General features: G+C 70.4%; 20 protein-coding genes. 5 read left to right on the forward strand and 15 right to left on the reverse strand.

All coding sequences use genetic code 11. The features are described from left to right. Positions 1-32 precede the first annotated feature (32 nt). Complete coding sequence (locus tag RIN75_RS22280) at positions 33-563, forward strand: GNAT family N-acetyltransferase (RefSeq protein ID WP_309113931.1); 531 nt, start codon at positions 33-35, stop codon at positions 561-563. On the opposite strand, the gene RIN75_RS22285 is transcribed toward RIN75_RS22280, so the two are convergent. Next, on the reverse strand, positions 539-1,291 hold the full coding sequence (locus tag RIN75_RS22285; protein ID WP_309113932.1) for an alpha/beta hydrolase: 753 nt from the start codon (positions 1,289-1,291) through the stop codon (positions 539-541). The genes RIN75_RS22280 and RIN75_RS22285 overlap by 25 nt on opposite strands. A gap of 202 nt (positions 1,292-1,493) precedes the next feature. Then, the gene (locus RIN75_RS22290; RefSeq protein WP_309113933.1) at positions 1,494-1,787 is read right to left on the reverse strand and encodes a hypothetical protein; all 294 of its coding nucleotides are present in this window, start codon (positions 1,785-1,787) and stop codon (positions 1,494-1,496) included. A gap of 51 nt (positions 1,788-1,838) precedes the next feature. Here RIN75_RS22290 and RIN75_RS22295 point away from each other — a divergent pair, with 51 nt between their 5' ends. Both RIN75_RS22295 and RIN75_RS22300 read left to right on the forward strand, forming a co-directional pair. Further along, positions 1,839-2,225 (forward strand): hypothetical protein, encoded by a 387-nt coding sequence (locus tag RIN75_RS22295; RefSeq protein WP_309113934.1) that lies wholly within the window; start codon positions 1,839-1,841, stop codon positions 2,223-2,225. Positions 2,226-2,229: 4 nt separating this feature from the next. Next, entirely contained in the window at positions 2,230-2,439 is a 210-nt protein-coding gene (locus RIN75_RS22300; RefSeq protein ID WP_309113935.1) for a zinc ribbon domain-containing protein, read from the forward strand. Between the two features lie 460 nt (positions 2,440-2,899). Here RIN75_RS22300 and RIN75_RS22305 read toward each other — a convergent pair whose 3' ends face one another. The 9 genes from RIN75_RS22305 to RIN75_RS22350 all read right to left on the reverse strand — a co-directional run bounded on the left by RIN75_RS22305 (position 2,900) and on the right by RIN75_RS22350 (position 13,022). Beyond that, complete coding sequence (locus tag RIN75_RS22305) at positions 2,900-3,484, reverse strand: DUF3558 family protein (protein WP_309113936.1); 585 nt, start codon at positions 3,482-3,484, stop codon at positions 2,900-2,902. Between the two features lie 38 nt (positions 3,485-3,522). Then, positions 3,523-5,298, reverse strand: coding sequence for a 3-hydroxybutyryl-CoA dehydrogenase (locus RIN75_RS22310; RefSeq protein WP_309113937.1), 1,776 nt, complete (start codon positions 5,296-5,298; stop codon positions 3,523-3,525). A gap of 136 nt (positions 5,299-5,434) precedes the next feature. Beyond that, entirely contained in the window at positions 5,435-6,487 is a 1,053-nt protein-coding gene (gene dhaM, locus RIN75_RS44185; RefSeq protein ID WP_375296003.1) for a dihydroxyacetone kinase phosphoryl donor subunit DhaM, read from the reverse strand. Further along, positions 6,484-7,119, reverse strand: a complete 636-nt coding sequence (gene dhaL / locus RIN75_RS22325) for a dihydroxyacetone kinase subunit DhaL (protein WP_309113972.1) — start codon at positions 7,117-7,119, stop codon at positions 6,484-6,486. The genes dhaM and dhaL overlap by 4 nt, the downstream gene beginning before the upstream one ends. After that, a complete protein-coding gene (dhaK, locus tag RIN75_RS22330) occupies positions 7,119-8,120 on the reverse strand; it encodes a dihydroxyacetone kinase subunit DhaK (protein ID WP_309113938.1) in 1,002 nt (333 codons plus the stop codon). The genes dhaL and dhaK overlap by 1 nt, the downstream gene beginning before the upstream one ends. A gap of 128 nt (positions 8,121-8,248) precedes the next feature. Further along, positions 8,249-9,754 (reverse strand): aldehyde dehydrogenase family protein, encoded by a 1,506-nt coding sequence (locus RIN75_RS22335; RefSeq protein ID WP_309113939.1) that lies wholly within the window; start codon positions 9,752-9,754, stop codon positions 8,249-8,251. A gap of 85 nt (positions 9,755-9,839) precedes the next feature. Continuing rightward, complete coding sequence (locus RIN75_RS22340; protein WP_309113940.1) at positions 9,840-10,835, reverse strand: hypothetical protein; 996 nt, start codon at positions 10,833-10,835, stop codon at positions 9,840-9,842. A 216-nt stretch (positions 10,836-11,051) separates the two neighbouring features. Beyond that, positions 11,052-11,312 (reverse strand): hypothetical protein, encoded by a 261-nt coding sequence (locus RIN75_RS22345; RefSeq protein WP_309113941.1) that lies wholly within the window; start codon positions 11,310-11,312, stop codon positions 11,052-11,054. A 24-nt stretch (positions 11,313-11,336) separates the two neighbouring features. Then, a complete protein-coding gene (locus RIN75_RS22350) occupies positions 11,337-13,022 on the reverse strand; it encodes a sodium:solute symporter family protein (RefSeq protein ID WP_309113942.1) in 1,686 nt (561 codons plus the stop codon). Between the two features lie 133 nt (positions 13,023-13,155). Between RIN75_RS22350 and RIN75_RS22355 the strand changes: the two genes are divergently transcribed. Next, positions 13,156-13,800 carry a hypothetical protein gene (locus RIN75_RS22355; RefSeq protein WP_309113943.1) on the forward strand — a complete coding sequence of 215 codons (645 nt, stop codon included), beginning with the start codon at positions 13,156-13,158 and terminating at the stop codon, positions 13,798-13,800. Here the strand turns inward: RIN75_RS22355 and RIN75_RS22360 are convergent. From RIN75_RS22360 to nucS, 4 genes are all read right to left on the reverse strand, one after another. Continuing rightward, positions 13,767-14,078, reverse strand: coding sequence for a hypothetical protein (locus RIN75_RS22360; protein WP_309113944.1), 312 nt, complete (start codon positions 14,076-14,078; stop codon positions 13,767-13,769). The genes RIN75_RS22355 and RIN75_RS22360 overlap by 34 nt on opposite strands. A gap of 170 nt (positions 14,079-14,248) precedes the next feature. Beyond that, entirely contained in the window at positions 14,249-14,596 is a 348-nt protein-coding gene (locus tag RIN75_RS22365; RefSeq protein WP_309113945.1) for a hypothetical protein, read from the reverse strand. Positions 14,597-14,606: 10 nt separating this feature from the next. Beyond that, positions 14,607-15,359: an FHA domain-containing protein gene (locus tag RIN75_RS22370; RefSeq protein ID WP_309113946.1), complete on the reverse strand. Its 753-nt coding sequence runs from the start codon at positions 15,357-15,359 to the stop codon at positions 14,607-14,609. A gap of 100 nt (positions 15,360-15,459) precedes the next feature. Beyond that, positions 15,460-16,119: an endonuclease NucS gene (gene nucS, locus RIN75_RS22375; protein ID WP_309113947.1), complete on the reverse strand. Its 660-nt coding sequence runs from the start codon at positions 16,117-16,119 to the stop codon at positions 15,460-15,462. Positions 16,120-16,236: 117 nt separating this feature from the next. On the opposite strand from nucS, the gene RIN75_RS22380 reads away from it, so the two are divergent. Then, positions 16,237-17,535, forward strand: a complete 1,299-nt coding sequence (locus tag RIN75_RS22380) for an amino acid permease (protein WP_309113973.1) — start codon at positions 16,237-16,239, stop codon at positions 17,533-17,535.

Consider the following 17,535-nt stretch of genomic DNA (forward strand, 5'->3'; position numbering starts at 1 on the left):
AAATTGTCGGTCCCCCTCGCTACCTTCGTCCCATGACCTCGAACCCGGAAGAGATCCGCACCGACCGCCTGGTCCTCAGGCGCGTCGGCCCGGGTGACCTGCGTGCCGCGATCGCCATCCTGTCCGACCCGGAGACGAACCGCCACAACCCAGCAGGGCCGCCGTCCGCCGCGGAGACGGCCGACCTGCTGGCGCAGTGGCAGGCGCACTGGGCGCACGAGGGCATCGGGTACTGGGCGGTGGTGCTGCCGGAGACCGGGGAGGTCATCGGCTTCGGCGGGCTGCGCCACCACGAGCTGGACGGTGAGCGGACGCTCAACCTGTTCTACCGCTTCCGGCCCCGCCACTGGGGCCGGGGCTACGCGCCCGAGATGGCACGCGCGGCCGTCGAGTGGGCGCGGCGCGAGCGTCCGCACCGTCCGGTGGTGATCATCACCGACCCCGGTGACAAGCCCTCCCAGCGCGTCGCGGAGAAGCTGGGCTTCGCGCACGTGGGCGACGCCGTCACGGCCGAGGGGCCGGTGCTGGTCTACCGGCGTCAGGAGGTGGTGGTGATGGCCTGACGCTTCTCGCAGGGGCCGGACCAGGTGCGCGGCAGCGGTGTGGGCACCTCGGGCAGGGCCGCGGACACGATCGCGTCGAGCACTTCGTCGGACTGCCCGACGAAGAGGTGCTTGGCGCCGGGGAAGTCGATCACGTCCGCGGTCGGGAGGTCCGCACCGAACCGCCGCCTGGCCTCGGTCGGGGGCAGGTGGGAGTCGTGCTCCGGTACCAGGCACACCACCCGCTTGTCCGCCCAGCGCACGAGATGTTCCGGCGTGCTCCAACGCAGAGGAGGTGAGATCAGGATCGCCCCGACAACGCGCGGGTCACACCCGTGCATCAACGCGAGATCCGTGCCGAAGGACCACCCGACCAGCCAGACGTCGGGCAGTCCCCGGTCGGCGACGAACGCCAGCGCGGCGGCGACATCCAGTCGCTCGCCCCTGGCGTTGTCGAAGCTGCCCTCACTACGCCCAGCCGCACTGGCCGTCCCCCGTGTGTTGAACCGCAACACCGCCGCACCCGCCAACGCGGGCAACCGCCAAGCCGCCTTCCGCAACAGGTGGGAATCCATCATCCCGCCGTGCGTGGGCAACGGATGCAACATCACCAACGTCGCCACGGGCTCCCGCCCTTCCGGCAACGCCAACTCCCCAACCAGCCGCAACCCGTCCTCGGTCACCAACGTGACCGCCTCCCGACGAGCCGGCAACAGGGTGTTCCCGGTGATCCGCACACCCTCACCCACAGCCAGAACCCCAATCACCCGTTCGTGCGACATGCAGAATCCGAAACCAACCCCGACCTCAAACGTCCCGTAAACAAGGAGCGCGGGAAGACGGCACCCCCTCACCCGGCCCACCCCTTCGCCACCGACCCACCACACCAACACCGACCAGCTTCCCCGCCCCTCACCAACCCCGAGCGGTTCCACCCTCCACCCGGTTCGGTCACCAACGACGAGTGGTCGGCCCCCGCCTCCCCCGAGAGGCCCAACACCCCTGGTGCCAGTGCCTCCGGTCCTCGATCGACCCGTAGTCCCCCGCCGGCCAAGCCACGAGGTGCGGCGTCCCCGGCCGGATCTCGTGGTCGCACCCCGGACACCGGTAGGTCTTCGTGGTCGCCGCCCCGGACACGTCGCGAACCAGCCACTCCCCGTCCGCCCCGCTCTCCGCCCGCGGCCAAGCACCCCCACCGGGCGGACTCGGCTCGGCGGGACGCTGGGAACGGTTGCGACGCGGCACGAGGTCCCAGGGTAATGAAGGTGGTGACCTTGATCCCTTACGGTCCACGGCGTGAACAAGTGGCAGCAGGGTGCCGTGAGCACCGTCCTACTCGCCGAGATGGCGGTCCTGGCGATCCCCGCCATCCGCGCCGGCGCGGGCGTCGGCGGCGGCGACGGCCTCGGCACCGGCCCGGGTCACGGCCTGGCCTCCCTGGGCAACCGGCCCGGCATGCTCTTGGCCGCCAGCACGATCCTCCTGGTCACCTCCGGCTCCGCCCTGGTCACCGCCTGGCTCCGTCCTCGGTCCCGCACCTGGCTCGCGACCTTCTCCGGCGCCCACGCCGCCGCAGCCGGCCTGGGCTGGGCCCACGGCCTGCCGATCCTGACCCTCCTCGCGAGCCTCGCCGCGGCCCTGGTGCCCGCGCTGGTGCTGCTACCCGCGAAGCAGCCACAATAGGCACGTGCCGACCTACGAGTTCCGCTGCAAGGCGTGTGGAGCCACCTTCGACGTCAAGCGCCCCATGACCGAAGCCTCCACCCCCGCCCCGTGCCCCCAGGGCCACGACGACACCGTGAAACTCCTCTCCATGGCAGGCCTCTCCGGCAAAGCCACCCAGTCCGCCCCGCAAGCCGGCGGTGGAGGCTGCTGCGGCGGCGGCTGCTGCAGCTGACCGCCAACCCTGCCAATCCTGCCAATTCGGGCAAATCGCCCAAACCGCCCGAACCACGCACTCGGCCTAACCGGAACAAGTCGGAACATTCCGGGCAACCAACGCAAACCGCAGCCGCCCAGGCAAAGCCCGCCGGACACCGCAACCGTCCCCGCCCCAAGCAGGCCCAGCCCGATCTGGCCCAGCCCCGAGCCGGCCCGACCTGGCCGAGCCTTCCCGACCTGGTCCGGCCCAGCCGACCTGGCCCCAGCCGACCCAACGTGGTCCGCCCCAGCCGACCTGGCGCGGCTCTGCGACCTGGCGCGGTTGTGCGACCTGGCGCGGTTGTGCGACCTGGCGCGGTTGTGCGATCTGGCGCGGTTGTGCGACCTGGCGCGGTTGTGCGACTTGCGTGGATCTGCGGCCAAGGCGCGGACTTACAGCCCTTCCGGCGGGCGTGCTGGTGGCGTGCGCATGCGGGTCAGCCCTTGGGTTCCTTGGACAGCAGCACTTCCGCGACCTTCTTGCCTTGGTCGCAGATCGCCCCGAACCGGGCCGAACCGTCGATCACGATGATCCCGATTCCCCCGCCCGCGTAGTCCATCACCAGCACGCACGACGGCTGCACCGACGTGTCCGTCGTCCGGTCGAAGTACGTCAGCTTCCGGCCGCCCACGTCGAACGAGCCGTTGCTGGTGTCCAGGGAGATCGGCCGACCACCGCGGAAGCGCAGGGTCACACCGACGTCCAGCTTGTCGACGGAGGTCTGCCACTTGCACGACTGGTCGAACGACGGGTCGTAGTCGGTTTCCGTCGGCGGTGCGGACTTGTCCCGCACGTCGTACGGAAGATCGCGCCAAGTCAACAGCTTGCAGATGTCGCCGACGTTCCGGTCCGGCTTCGGTGTGCCCGACGCCGACGTCGAACCCGACGTCGGCGTCGGCGGAGCGGACGAGAAAGGTGGGTCGACGTCCAGCACGCCGGCCACCGGCGTGCCGTTCACCTTGTAGGCGCAACCGGATACGCCAAGTGCCGCCACCAAGAGCGAGAGAACCACACGCCGCATGGTCACCACGATGCCAAACGCGCGCAACGGCCCGTGACTCAGGTGTAGTCCCGGAACCCCTTGCCCGTCTTGCGACCCAGTCGACCGGCCGTCACCAGGTGCTCCAGCAGCGGCGCGGGGGCGAAGCCGGCCTCGCGGAACTCCAGGTACAGGGTGCGTTCGATCGCCAGCGACACGTCCAGGCCCACGACGTCCAGCAGTTCGAACGGGCCCATCGGCAGCGAGCAGCCGACCTTCATCGCCTTGTCGATGTCGTCGGCGTCCGCGTAGTGCGCCTCCAGCATCTTCACCGCGTCGTTGAGGTACGGGAACAGCAGTGCGTTGACGATGAAGCCGGCCCGGTCGCCGCAGTGCACCGGAACCTTGCCCAGGTCCAGGCAGATCCGGCGGGCCGTGGCGACGACGTCGGCGGAGGTGGCGATTGTCTCCACGATCTCCACCAGCTTCATCACCTGCGCCGGGTTGAAGAAGTGCAGGCCCACCACGTCACCGGGTCGCGAGGTCGCCGCCGCGCACTCGATCACCGGGAGCGAGGACGTCGTGGTCGCGAGCACGGCGCCCGGCTTGCAGACCTCGTCCAGCGCCTGGAAGACGGCCTTCTTGATCTCCAACTCCTCCGCGACCGCTTCGACGACGAGGTCGCAGTCGGCGAGGTGCTCGAACTCGACAGCCGGGGTGATGCGGGCCAGCGTGGCGTCGCGGTCGGCCTCGGACAGCTTCCCGCGCGACACCGCCTTGTCCAGCGACTTGCGCACCTTGCCGACCGCGCCCTCGGCCTTGTCCTGCGACCGGGCGCGCAACACGACGTCGTAGCCGCGCTTGGCAAACACCTCGACGATGCCGGTGGCCATGGTGCCGGTGCCGATGACGCCGACCCGCTGGACCTCGCGCGTCGGCGCGTCCGAGGACGCGGCGGCCGGTGTGAGCGCGTCGGGCACGACGTTCGGCGAGTCGGGACCGTCGTAGGTGTAGAAGCCGCGCCCGCTCTTGCGGCCCAGCAGACCGGCGGTGATCATCTGCTTGAGCAGCGGCGCCGGGGCGTGCAGGCGGTTGCGGGACTGGTGGTACATCGTGTCGAGGATCTCGTACGCGGTGTCCAGGCCGATCAGGTCGAGCAGTGCCAGCGGACCCATCGGGTAGCCGCAGCCGTAGCGCATCGCCGCGTCGAGGTCTTCCCTTGTGGCGTAACGGGATTCGTACATGCGCACGGCGTGGTTCAGGTAGCCGAACAGCAGCGCGTTGGCGATGAACCCGGCGCGGTCGCCGATGACGACCGGGGACTTGCCCAGGCTCTCGGCGAACGCGACGGCGTCGGTGACCACGTCGGGCTCGGTGACGACCGTGCGCACCACCTCGACCAGCTTGAGCACCGGCGCCGGGTTGAAGAAGTGCATGCCGACGACCTTGCCGGGGCGTCCGGTGTGGACGCCGATCTCGGTGATCGACAGCGACGACGTGTTGGACGCGAACACCACCTCGGGGCGGCAGATGCGGTCCAGGTCGGCGAACACCTGCGCCTTGAGGTCCATGCGCTCGGGGACGGCCTCGATGACGAGGTCGACGTCGGCGAGCGCGTCCAGGGACGTGGCGTAGCTGATGCGGCCGAGGAGTTCGGCGCGGGCGGCATCGTCGAGCTTGCCCTTGGCGACCGCGCGGCTGGTGGAGTGGTCGAGGTGACCGCGGCCGCGGGTCAGGCCCTCCTCGTCGACGTCCACCGCGACGACAGTGAGGCCGGTCCGGGCGAGTACTTCGGCGATGCCGGCGCCCATCGTGCCGAGGCCGACGACTCCCACCTTGGTGAACTGGCGCGTCACTGCGATACCTCCCACTCTGCGGAGTGGCTACCGGACGGTAACTTGCGCCCGACTATCCCACGGCGGTCACCCGTCGTTCGCGTGAGCTTCACCATCGGTATCGAGCAAGAAACCGGTCAAGACCCGTCTCAACAGCTCATTCGTCGAAGTTGCGGGCAGCGAGGTCCTCCACCCTCCGCACCGCCTCGGCCGCGTCGGCCCCGGACGCGACCACCTCGACCCGACCCCCACCGGGCGCACCGAGCCCCATGAGCGCGAGCACGCTGGTGGCATCGGCTTCTTGATCACCAAACCGCACCGCGACCCGCGCATCCAGCCCCGCCAGCGACCGCACGACGAGCGCGGCAGGCCGAGCGTGCAACCCGACGTCATTGGTCAACACGACCTGCGCTCGAACCTCGCCGGCCACATCGGCGCGGCCTCCGGCCCCCGTCTCCATTGTCCCACCGACCACCGACAAAACGGCGCTGGCGCCCCGGGAAGCGCTGTCGCCCCGGGAAGCGCTGTCGCCCCGGGAAGCGCTATCGCCCTGGGAAGCGCTATCGCCCTGGGAAGCGCTATCGCCCTGGGAAGCGCTGTCACCCTGGGAAGCGCTGTCGTCCTCGGAGGTGCTGGCGATCCCGGAAGCGCCGCCGCCCCCGGCAGCGCCATGGCCCCCGGAAGCGCTGTCGCTCGCCGAAGCGCTGTCGCTCGCCGAAGCGCTGTCGGCCTGGGGAGCGTTGTCCGCAGCGATGTCGCCGCCGCCTTCACCGCCTGGAATTGTCGGTGCCCCGTGGGACAATGGAGACGGGGGCCGGAGGCCAGAGTCGGGGCGCGCCCAGCCTGCTTCCTCGACGGCGCGGGCGGCCGCGCCGGCTACCGCTTCCAGAGGTGCGTTTCCTTGTGCGGCAACGGCTGCGGCTACTGTGCCCTCCACCAGCGGGGCGTCGACTACGCGGACCTCTACCGACGACTCCTCCGCCGCCATGTCGGCGACCATCCGTGCACTGCCCAGGTCGTACAGCACCACCACACCATCAGGGCCGGCTTGGGTGATCGCCTCCGACACCGCCAGGAAATCCGTGCCCAGACCGCCCGCACCATCCCCACCGGACGGCACGATCGTCACGTCCGGCGCCATCTGGCCCGCCAGCTCCGCCACCCCCTCGGCCAAGCGGCGGCTGTGGGACACCACCACCACGCCGATCACCGGGCGCTCCCGGCGAACGTCCGCAGCAACAGCGCCGTCGACCGCGCGCCTGGATCCAAGTGCCCGGCGCTGCGCTCCCCCAAATAAGACGCCCGGCCCTTGCGCGCGACCAGCGGCACGGTGGATTCCGCTCCCTGTTCGGCTGCCTCGGCTGCCGCTGCCAGGACCGAGGCCACATCGCCGCCGGTCACGGCTACCGACTCCGCCGCAGCGACGGCCGGAGTGAGAGCGTCCACCATCGTCTTGTCGCCGACGGCTGCCTTGCCGCGGGCGACCACACCCTCCAAAGCGGCCTGCAAAGCCTTTGCCAGCAAAGGAGGATCCAACTCCGCAGCATCACCCACGGCGGCGGCTGCGCGGAGGAAAGCCGTGCCGTACAAAGGTCCGGCTGCGCCGCCTACCGTCGAGATCAGTGTCGAAGCGGCTAGCTTCAGGACAGCGGCGGGGGAAGCCGGCTCCGAAGTGTCCAGTTTGGACACCATAGCTGTGAAGCCGCGGTTCATGTTCTCGCCGTGGTCGCCGTCGCCGATCGCTCGGTCGAGGCGGATCAGTTCGTCGCGGTGTTCGGAGATGACCCTCGCCGCGGCGCGGAGGGCGTCGGCCAGGCCCTCGGTGGTGCACCCGGCCGCCATCACAGGCCCCACCGCAGGGCGGGCGTGTGCACGGGGGCGTCCCACAGGTCGATCAGCTCGTCGTCCAGCTTCAGCAGCGTCAGGCTCATGCCCTGCATCTCCAGGCTGGTGATGTACGGGCCGACCAACCGCCGCTCCACCACGATCCCGCGCTCGGCCAGCAGCCGCTCCGCGATCCCGTGCGCCAGGTACAGCTCGATCAGCGGCGTGCCGCCCATGCCGTTGGTGAACAGCAGGACCCGGTCACCCTCGGCGAACGGCAGGTCCTCCACGATCGGGTCCAGCAGCGCCGGTACCAGCTCGGACGCCGGTCCCACGGGCACCCGTTGCCGGCCCGGTTCGCCGTGGATGCCGATGCCCAGCTCCATCTCGTCGTCGGCCAGCGTGAAGCTCGGCTCCCCCGCGTGCGGGACCGTGCACGCCGACAGCGCCAGGCCCATCGAGCGCACCTGCCCGATCACCTTGCGCGCCAACGCCTCGCAGCCGTCCAGGTCCACCCCGCGCTCGGCCGCCGCGCCGACGATCTTCTCCAGCAACACCGTCCCGCCGACGCCCCGCCGACCGGCCGTGTACAGGGAGTCCTTCACGGCCACGTCGTCGTCGATCACCACCGAGCGGACCTCGACCCCGTCGACCGCGGCCAGCTCGGCGGCGGTCTCGAAGTTCAGGACGTCGCCGGTGTAGTTCTTGACGATCAGCAGCGCGCCCGCGCCGCCGTCGGTGCGCGCGATGGCCGCCCGCACCTGGTCCGGGGTGGGTGAGGTGAACACCGCGCCGGGGCAGGCCGCGTCGAGCATCCCCCGCCCGACGAACCCGCCGTGCAGCGGCTCGTGGCCGGACCCGCCGCCGGAGATGACGGCGACCTTGCGCGAGACCGGCGCGTCCGCCCGGACGACCACGGCGGGGTCGTACTGGACGTCGAGCAGGTCCGGGTGCGCGGCGGCCATGCCGCGCAGCGCGTCCGCCACCACGGTCGCCGGATCGTTGATGATCTTCTTCATGGTGACCTCCCTCGCCGATGGTCACCACATTCCTACCCCACCCGAGGGCGAACGGCCCGGCCGAAACCCCTCAGCGCCGAAATCCCTCAGCGCCGAATCCTCAGCGCCGAATCCTCAGCGCCGAATCCTCAGCGCCCGTAGAGGAGCCGTACCAACCGCAGCACGTGCCGCATGGTGCGCGAGCTGCGCTCGTAGGTCATCGGGTTGAGCAGCCCGCCGAACTTCTTGCGGGTCACCGAGTGCGCGTAGGTGAACTCGCGCAGCCCGTCCTCGCCGTGGATGCGGCCGAACCCGGACTCCCCGACCCCGCCGAACGGCAGCCCCGGCACGGACGCGTACGCCAGCACCGAGTTGATCGACACCATCCCGCAGCGCAGCCTCGCCGCGATCTCCTCGCCCCGGTTGCGCGAGAACACCGTCGCGCCCAGCCCGTAGGGCAGCGAGTTCGACTTGCGCACGGCCTCGTCGGCGTCGGCCACGCGGGTCACCACCAGGGTCGGCCCGAAGGTCTCGTCGGTCACCGCCGTCGAGTCGTCCGGCACGTCCACCAGCACCACGGGCTCGACGTACGGCGGCCGGATCGACTCCAGCCCGCCCACGAGCGCCTTCCCGCCCTTGTCCAGCGCGTCGGCGACGTGCGACTGGATGACGTCCACCTGCTTGGGCATGGTGATCGGCCCGAAGTCCGCGTCCGGCTCGCCGCCGGGCCGCAGCTTCTTCACCTTCTCCACCACCAGCTTGACGAACTCGTCGTACACCGCGTCGGCCACGTACACCCGCTCGACCCCGGCGCACGTCTGCCCGGAGTTGAAGATCCCGCCCCACACCGCGCCCTCGGCGGCGGCGGCCACGTCCGCGTCCTCGGCGACGATCAGCGGGTCCTTGCCGCCGCACTCGACCAGCACCGGGGTCAACGACGACGCGCACGCCGCCATGACCTTCTTCCCGGTCGGCGTGGACCCGGTGAACGCGAGCTTGTCCACCCCGGCCGCGCACAGCGCCGCGCCGGTCTCCCCGTACCCGGTCACCACCTGCAGCACCGGGTACTCCGGCACCACCTCGGCGAGCGTGTCCTCCAGGAACACCCCGACGCCGGGCGTGAACTCGCTGGGCTTGAACACCACCGCGTTGCCCGCCGCGAGCGCGTACGCGATCGACCCCATCGGCGTGAACGCCGGGTAGTTCCACGGCCCGATCACGCCGACCACGCCCAGCGGCCGGTACTCCAGCGTCGCGGCGTGGTTGTACATCAACATCCCCGGCGACACCCGCCGCCTGCCCAGCACCTTGGGCGCATGCTTCGCCGCCCAGTGCAGGTGGTCGATCACCAGGGCGAGTTCGGTGCGCGCGTCGTCGGCGGACTTGCCGGTCTCCGCGCAGATCAGCGCCTGGAACTCGTCCAGCCGCTTGACCAGCACCTTCCGCCACGCGTCCAGCCGGGCCTTGCGCCCGTCGAACCCGAGGTCGTCCCAGAAGGCCGCCGCCACCCGGGCGCGCTCCACGGCCGCCCGCACGTCGGACTCGCCGTGCACGGGGTGGTGCGCGATGACCTCCCCGGTGCGCGGGTCGAGCGAGGCGAACCGCTTCTGCTCGTCGTCGACCCGCAACGGCGTGGTGGGAGCGGTCTGCGTCATGGGAGGCCCTCCAAGGTGCGCGAGGTGTTACTGGAGAGTAACGGGTAACAAGCGCTCCCGTCAGCCCCCGTTCAGCCTCGCACCCTCACGCCTTGGGCAGCTTCGGCAGGACCCCCTTCGCGAAGGCCACGGCCGTCGCGCAGCGGTCGAACTCCGACTTCTTCGCCCCCGCCGACTTGATCTCCACGACCTCGCCTTCCTGGTCCGCGTCCATCCGGTGCACCCACTTGACCGTGCACGACGGGTACGCGCCCGTGCTGGCAAGCTGGTACCCCTTGACCCCGCCGCCGAGGTCCACTTCGACCTGCTTGTCGTCGAACTTCCGATCGTCCGGCACGAACGTCGAGCGCAGGTCGAACACCAGGTCGCGGCCGTCGGCGACCCACGTGCAGCTGTGCAGGCCGTACGGGTACTGCCGGTTGGACGCCGTCGCCGCCGCGTCGACCACCGCCTTGTCCGGCAGCACGCACGGGTCGAGGGTGACCAGGGAGCCCTTCGCCGGGGAGCGCGTGGCACCCCGTTCGCGGATGGTCTTCAACGCGCCTTCCATGACCTTCCGGCCGGGGGCGCAGGCGTCGCCGTCCTTGTAGCCGATCTGCACGGTCATGCCCAGCGCGGGCCGCTCCTGGGTGATGACCGAGACGAAGCACGCGTCGTTGTCGAGGGTCTGCTCGTAGCTCTTCAGCCCGGACAGCGTCTTGTCGGCGTTCTTGACCTCGGTGGTCATGGTCTGCCCGACCTCGATGGTCACCGCCAGGTCCTTGCCCGCCGCGTCCGCCATGAAGTTGGAGCAGCGGCTGAACCCGGTCGGCGACACCTCGCCGGGCTTGCCGACCTGCTCCAGCAGCTTGCGGTCGAGCAGCTCGCACGGGTCGATCAGGCGCAGCTTGTCCGGGGCGAACGCGGCGTCCACCGGCTGCCCCTCGGCCGACGTGGTGGGCTGGGTGCCCGACTCGGACACGGCCTCCGCGTTCGCCTTCACGGTCGAGCGCGGGTACGGCTTGTGCTTGGCGAGGTCGGAACCGGCGGCGCAGCCGGTGACGACGAGGAGCGCGCACAGGACGGCGACGAGTCGATGCACGGAGTGCACGGTAGCGATCGACTGCGCCATCCGTGGCGAGAACCCTGTGTTGGGCCTCACCACCGCGTTCGGAAACGATCCAGAAGATCGACTCGCTGTAACAGGTGGAACCCACGAAGAGAGGAGCACCGAGTGCGCGAGCGCATCCGACGCGCGGTCCGCTGGTTCGACGCCTGGACGGTGGAGGCCTTCAACCCCGTCTACCCCCGGCGCTGACTACACCTGGTCCCCCGCCTTGAGGTCACCGTCGACCTCGTCGGGGACCACCACCGGCCGCAGGAACGCCCACAACGCGAACAGCGCGGCCAGCACCAGCATCCCGACCCCGGTCCACAGGTTGATGTTGAGCCCGTCCGCGCGGGCCAGGTCGGCCTCGTCGGTGAAGCCCAACCCGACCACCACCAGGACCACCCCGTAGACCGCGAACAGCATCGCGATCACCAGCCGCAGGTCGAACAGACCGGCCTTGCGCACCATGACGAACCCTCCCGGTCGGTTCGATCAGCCGAAGACGATGTTGAGGACGACGGTCAGCACCAGCACCCCGATGCCCAGCAGCGCCGGCGACCGGTACCAGCCGGCGTCCTCGCCGGTCGTGGAGTGCCGGCGGTTCTCCTTCGGGGTCATGCTCCACACCAGCCCGACCAGCCTTTCCTCCGGCACCGGCCGCGTCCACATGGTCACCGCGACGCTCACCACGATGTCCACGACGAACGCCGCGCCCGCGCCGACGAAGCTCGCGCCCTGGCCGGGCAGGTCCACCGCGCCGGTCTCGGCGAGCACGAACACCACCACGGCGGCCAAGGTGCCCGCGACCAGGCCGGTCCAACCCGCCGCCGCCGACATCCGCTTCCAGAACATGCCCAGGATGAACGTGGCGAACAGCGGCGCGTTGAAGAACGAGAACAGCGCCTGGATGTAGTCCATGATGTTGCCGTAGCCGGCGGCCAGGAACGCGGTGCCGATGGCGACCAGCGTGCCGCCGATCGTGGCCAGCCGGCCGACGCGCAGGTAGTACTCGTCGGGCCGGTCCTTGCGGACGTAGTCCTGCCACAGGTCGTACGTGAAGACCGTGTTGAACGAGGACACGTTCGCCGCGACACCGGCCATGAACGACGCCAGCAGACCCGTGATGGCGATGCCGAGCATGCCGTTGGGCAGCAGTTCGCCGATCAGCGCGGGCAGCGCGTTGTTGTAGACGACGCCGGCGCTGCCGTCACCGGCCTTGAGCGCGGCGAGTTCGGGCACCACGACGGCCGCGATGATGCCCGGGATGATGATCACGAACGGGATCAGCGCCTTGGGGTAGGCGCCGATGATCGGCGTGCGCCGGGCGGCGGACATGCTCTTGGCCGACAGCGCGCGCTGCACCTCGGCGAAGTTCGTCGTCCAATAGCCGAACGAGAGCACGAAGCCCAGGCCGAACACGATGCCGATGACGCTGAGCACCGGGTTCTGGATGCCGGTCAGCTCGGTCGCGGGCCACGCCGACAGCTGCTCCGCCCCGCCCGGCCCGGCGGTCACCTTGTCCACCAGGCCCTGCCAGCCGCCGACCTTGTGCAGGCCGACGATGGTCAGCGGCAGCAGGGCGGCGACGATGACGAAGAACTGGAGCACCTCGTTGTAGATCGCCGCGGACAGGCCGCCGAGGGCGGTGTAGGTGAGCACGATCGCCGCCGCGATGACCACCGAGAACGGGATCGGCCAGCCGAGCATCAGGTTGAGCAGGAACGCCAGCGCGTAGAGGTTGACGCCCGCGATCAGCACCTGGGCGGCGGCGAAGCTGAGGGCGTTGACCAGGTGCGCGCCCGTGCCGAAGCGGCGGCGCAGGAACTCGGGGACGCTGCGGACCTTCGAGCCGTAGTAGAAGGGCATCATCACCAGGCCGAGGAACACCATGGCCGGGATCGCGCCGATCCAGTAGTAGTGCACGGTCGCCATGCCGTACTGCGCGCCGTTCGCCGCCATGCCGAGCAGTTCGATCGCGCCGAGGTTGGCGGAGATGAAGGCCAGACCGGTGACCCACGCGGGCAGGGAGCGGCCGGAGAGCAGGAAGTCCAGGCTCGACGACACCGAGCGGCGGGCGAGGAACCCGATGCCCAGGACGAACACGAAGTAGACCGCCAGCAGCGCGTAGTCGAGCGGCCCGGCGTCGAGCCGGAGGTCTGCCTGCGCGAGCACGGGCACCGTCGCCCACCTCCACATTCAACAAGCTCAAACAACATCGGACACTAACGCACACCCGATCAGCCGACCGTAGTGCGCACGAGTGGATCTCGCCGATCTGAACTACCCGGGCTTAAACCCCGTAGTCCCGGGCGTGACCCCAACAGGTGAAGCGACTGCGTACGGCGTCGACTACACGGCGCGCGAGCTGATGCCGTGGGAACTGGCCGAGTACACCCGGACCGGCGGCTACGACCTGCGGTTCCTGTTCCGGCCCATCGGCTACCCGACGAACCCGCGCTGCGTCAGCCACCACAAGGGCGCGCTCGCCCGGCACCGCGCCGCCGGGCGGCTGGTCCTGCTCTACCACCGGCTCGGTGACGCCGACGGGCGCGGCGGGCGGGACGCCGGGTACGGGCACGCGCTCGCCGCGGTGACCGACGCGGCGGCCGAGGACTACCCCGACCACCTGCCGCTGGTGTTCGTGCTCGCGACGGTGCCGGGCGTGCCGTGGTCTTTGGCTCTTGAGTACCTGGAGGGCGCGGCGTCCGTCGCCGGGTTCGAGCGCACGTGGTGCGCCGGCCCGCCGGACCTGGTGCACGCGTTGCAGGAACGGTCGGCGGCGGGCGGCTACGTGCTGCACGGCCCGGCCGGCGCCATGCGCGAGGGCATCGCGTTCCGCCAATGGACCGACCGCCGCGTGTACCCGGGCCGCATCGACGCGGGACTCGTCACCGCGCACGTGGAACTGGCCGAGTTCGAACGCTACCGGGTGAGCACGAACGGCGTTTCGGCGTAGAACGGACCCGCGGTGGCGCCGATGACGAATTGCGCGCCGGGCGTGGAACCGTCGAATGATTCGGGCACCTTCACCGCGACGTCGACGAAGCGCCCGGCGCCGTCCGTGGTGGCGTCACCGACGCGTTGCCCGTGGAACGTGAAGACGACTCGGGTGTGCGCGGGATACCCCTCGCCGCTGAGCCGAACCTCGCCCCCCGCCTTGCCGGACAACGGTTGTGCCGCGAGGTGGGCGGGCGCTACGGCGACCGAACTCGGCGTCTGGACGAGCGGCGGCAAGGTGTCCTCGGCGGCACAACCCGATCCGAGGAGAACTCCGGAAAAGATCAACGCGAGCCGACCGGATCTTCGTCTTCGTCTTCGCACGGCGGACGCTCCAGGGGATTTTCACGGGGGCGTAAAGCGTATATCGCGAATTTCCCGGTGCCACGCGCCCGAACGGCCGATGTCTACGGCAGCATCGCCGCGAGCGGCTGACCCAATTCGCCGAAAGACCCGACGAGTGCGGACAACGCCGTCACCAGGCCGCCGCCCGCACCGGCCAGCGCGCCCGCCGACCGGAGCAGCCCGATGACCCGACCGACCCGGCCGACCGCCTGCTGGTCCGTCGACGTGCCCACGGCGTCGAGTTCGGCGTTCACCTCGGCTTGCACGGCCGGCGGCAACGGCACGTTGCGCAGCTCCGCGCGGACCCGGTCGACCAGGGTGGTGTAGGTGGCGTTGCCGATGTAGACGTTCTGGTCGCCTTCGGCGTTGTTGATCACGCCGGCGTGCTGGCTGCCGATGTTGATGGCCATTGCTGCCTCCTCAGGGTTGGCGGACGGGGAAACGCGCGTCGACCTTGCGCTTGCGCGCGGTCGCGACGACGTGGAGGACGATGCCCGCGATCAGCAGCACGTTGCCGATCCCGCAGACCGCCCAGCCGATGAGCCCGATCGGGATGCCGCCGATCCGCGGCCCCATGAAGTCGAAATCCGGCATGACCCCGGGCTCCTGCGGGAACGTCGGGAGGCTCAGGTCGCTCATGAACTTGAGCACCATGCCCGCGAACACCGCGCCACCACCGACGATCAGGACCGCGCCCAGCCAGATGAGCCGGGTGGCGCGGGTGCGGGTCGCGGCGATCTCCCGCAGGAACCCGTCCCGCTGGTGCAGGACGTATTGGTCACGCCCGACGTTGTTGATCACCTCGGCGCGCTGCTCGGGGATCTCGAAGTTCACGCCCCGGTCGACCGGCTCGAACAACCCGGTGGCGCTGCCGTCGTACGCCTCCTCGAACCGCAACTCGACGCCGCCGAACCCGATGACGTCACCGTTGTTCAGGGGCCGGGCTGTGGAGACGGTGGTGCCGTTCACGGCCGTGCCGTTCGTCGACCCCAGGTCCTCGACGACCACCCGACCACCCCGCCGCACGATCGCCGCGTGGCACGAGCTGACGGACCGGTCGGGAATCCGGATGTCCACCCCGCCCGCCCGGCCGACCACAGCCCGGTCGGCGGCCACGACGAACGCCGAACCCCGCAACGAGGCAGGTCTCACCACCACGAGCCGAGCCGCCATGACGCCCTCCGCCGGTCAGCACAATCCGCTGAACCACAAGGGGCAGCGACGGGCGCCCGGATACACGCCGGCCGGCGTTGTCCTCCCTTCGGGTGACCCGTCAGAAGAGGCGGAACTCGTCCGGTTCGATGCCGCGCAGTTCGTCGTAGTCCAGGACCACGCAGCGGATGCCGCGGTCCTCGGCCAGGGTCCGCGCCTGGGGCTTGATCTGCTGCGCCGCGAACACGCCGCGCACCGGGGCCAGCAACGGGTCGCGGTTGAGGAGTTCGAGGTAGCGGGTCAGTTGCTCGACGCCGTCGATCTCGCCTCGGCGTTTGATCTCGACCGCGACCGAGGCGCCGGTTTCGTCGCGGCACATCAGGTCGACCGGGCCGATCGGGGTGGGGAACTCGCGGCGGACCAGGGTCCAGCCCTCGCCGAGAGTCGTCACGTGTTCGGCCAGGAGCTTCTGGAGGTCGGCCTCGACGCCGTCCTTGACCAGGCCGGGCTCGGGGCCGAGTTCGTGCTTGGAGTCGTGGAGGACCTCGGCGAGGGTGATGATCAGCTTCTCGCCCGCCTTGTTCTGCACGACCCACATGTCCGGGTCCTCGATGAGCCAGCACGGGGGGCTCATCCAGTTCAGCGGCTTGAACGCGCGGTCGTCGGAGTGGATCGACACCGAGCCGTCGGCCTTGATCAGCAGCAGGCGCTGGGCCATCGGGAGGTGGGCCGTGAGGCGTCCGACGTAGTCGACCTGGCAGCGAGCGATGACGAGGCGCACGGTCGGACAGGCTACGGGGTGCGAGGGGCGGAGCACCGGCAGGTACCGTCGGTCGTCGTGTCACTGCTTCGCACCAAACCCGTCGAACGCACCCCCGAGACCGGTCTGCGCCGCACCATGGGGCTGGTCCCGCTGGTCGCGCTGTCGGTCGGCGCGACCCTGGGCACCGGCATCTTCGTGGTGCTCGGGCAGGCCGCGCCGGTCGCGGGGCCGGCGGTCGCGGTGTCGTTCGTCGTGGCGGCGTTGGCCGCTTTGTTCTCCGCGCTGTCCTACGCCGAACTGGCCGGGGCGGTGCCGTTGTCGGGGTCGGCGTACTCGTACGCGTACGCCACGCTGGGCGAGCTGGTGGCGTGGGTCTGCGGGTGGTGCCTGCTGCTGGAGTACGGCGTGTCGGTGGCGGCGGTCGCGGTGGGGTGGAGCGGGTACCTCAACGCGTTCCTCCAGGCGACGGTGGGGGTTGAGCTGCCGGCGGCCTTGTCCGGCGAAGTGGTGAACCTGCCGGCGGCTGTCGTGGTGTTGCTGGCTACGGCGGTGTTGCTGGGTGGCGCGAAGGAAAGTGCGCTGGTCACGACGGTGACTACCGTGTTGAAGGTCGCCGTGTTGTTGTTCTTTGTCGTGGTGGCGGTATTCGGGTTCCAGCAGGAGAACCTGGCGCCGTTCGCGCCTGCGGGGATCGCGGGGGTGACGGGGGCCGCCTCGCTGGTGTTCTTCTCGTTCATCGGGTTCGACGCCGCCTCGACCGCTGGTGAGGAGGCCCGGAATCCGCAGCGGGACCTGCCGCGGGCCATCGTGATCTCGTTGGCGATCGTGACCGTCGTGTACGTGCTGGTCGCGCTGACCGCCGTGGGTGCGGTGGGCGTCGGCGTGCTGGAGGGGTCGGACGCGTCGCTGGCGACGGTGCTCCAGCACGTGACCGGGGCGTCGTGGCCGTCGGTGGTGCTCTCGGCGGGTGCGGTGGTGGCGATCGCGTCCGTCGTGTTGACCGTCCTCTATGGACAGACCCGGGTGCTGGTGGCGATGTCGCGGGACGGCCTGGTGCCGCGGGTGTTCGCCCGCATCGGAGCGCGTCGGGTGCCCGCGGCGAACACGCTCATCGTCGGCGGCGTGGTCGCGGTGCTCGCCGCGCTGGTGCCGCTCGGGCAGCTCGCGGAGGCCACCAGCATCGGCACGCTCGTGGCGTTCGGGCTGGTCAACGTGGGTGTGATCGTGCTGCGGCGGACCCGGCCGGACCTGCCGCGCGGGTTCCGGACGCCGTGGGTGCCGGTGGTGCCGCTGCTGGGCGTGGCGCTGTGCGTGCTGCTGGTCGCGGGACTCGCGCCGGTGACCTGGTTGGCGTTCGGGATCTGGTCCGTGGTGGGCTTGGTGGTGTACTTCGCCTACGGGCGCAGGCGCTCGCAGCTGGCACAGGGAGAGTGA

Origin of the sequence: Saccharothrix sp. (assembly GCF_031180885.1) — a bacterium.
Classification (GTDB): Bacteria; Actinomycetota; Actinomycetes; order Mycobacteriales; family Pseudonocardiaceae; genus Actinosynnema.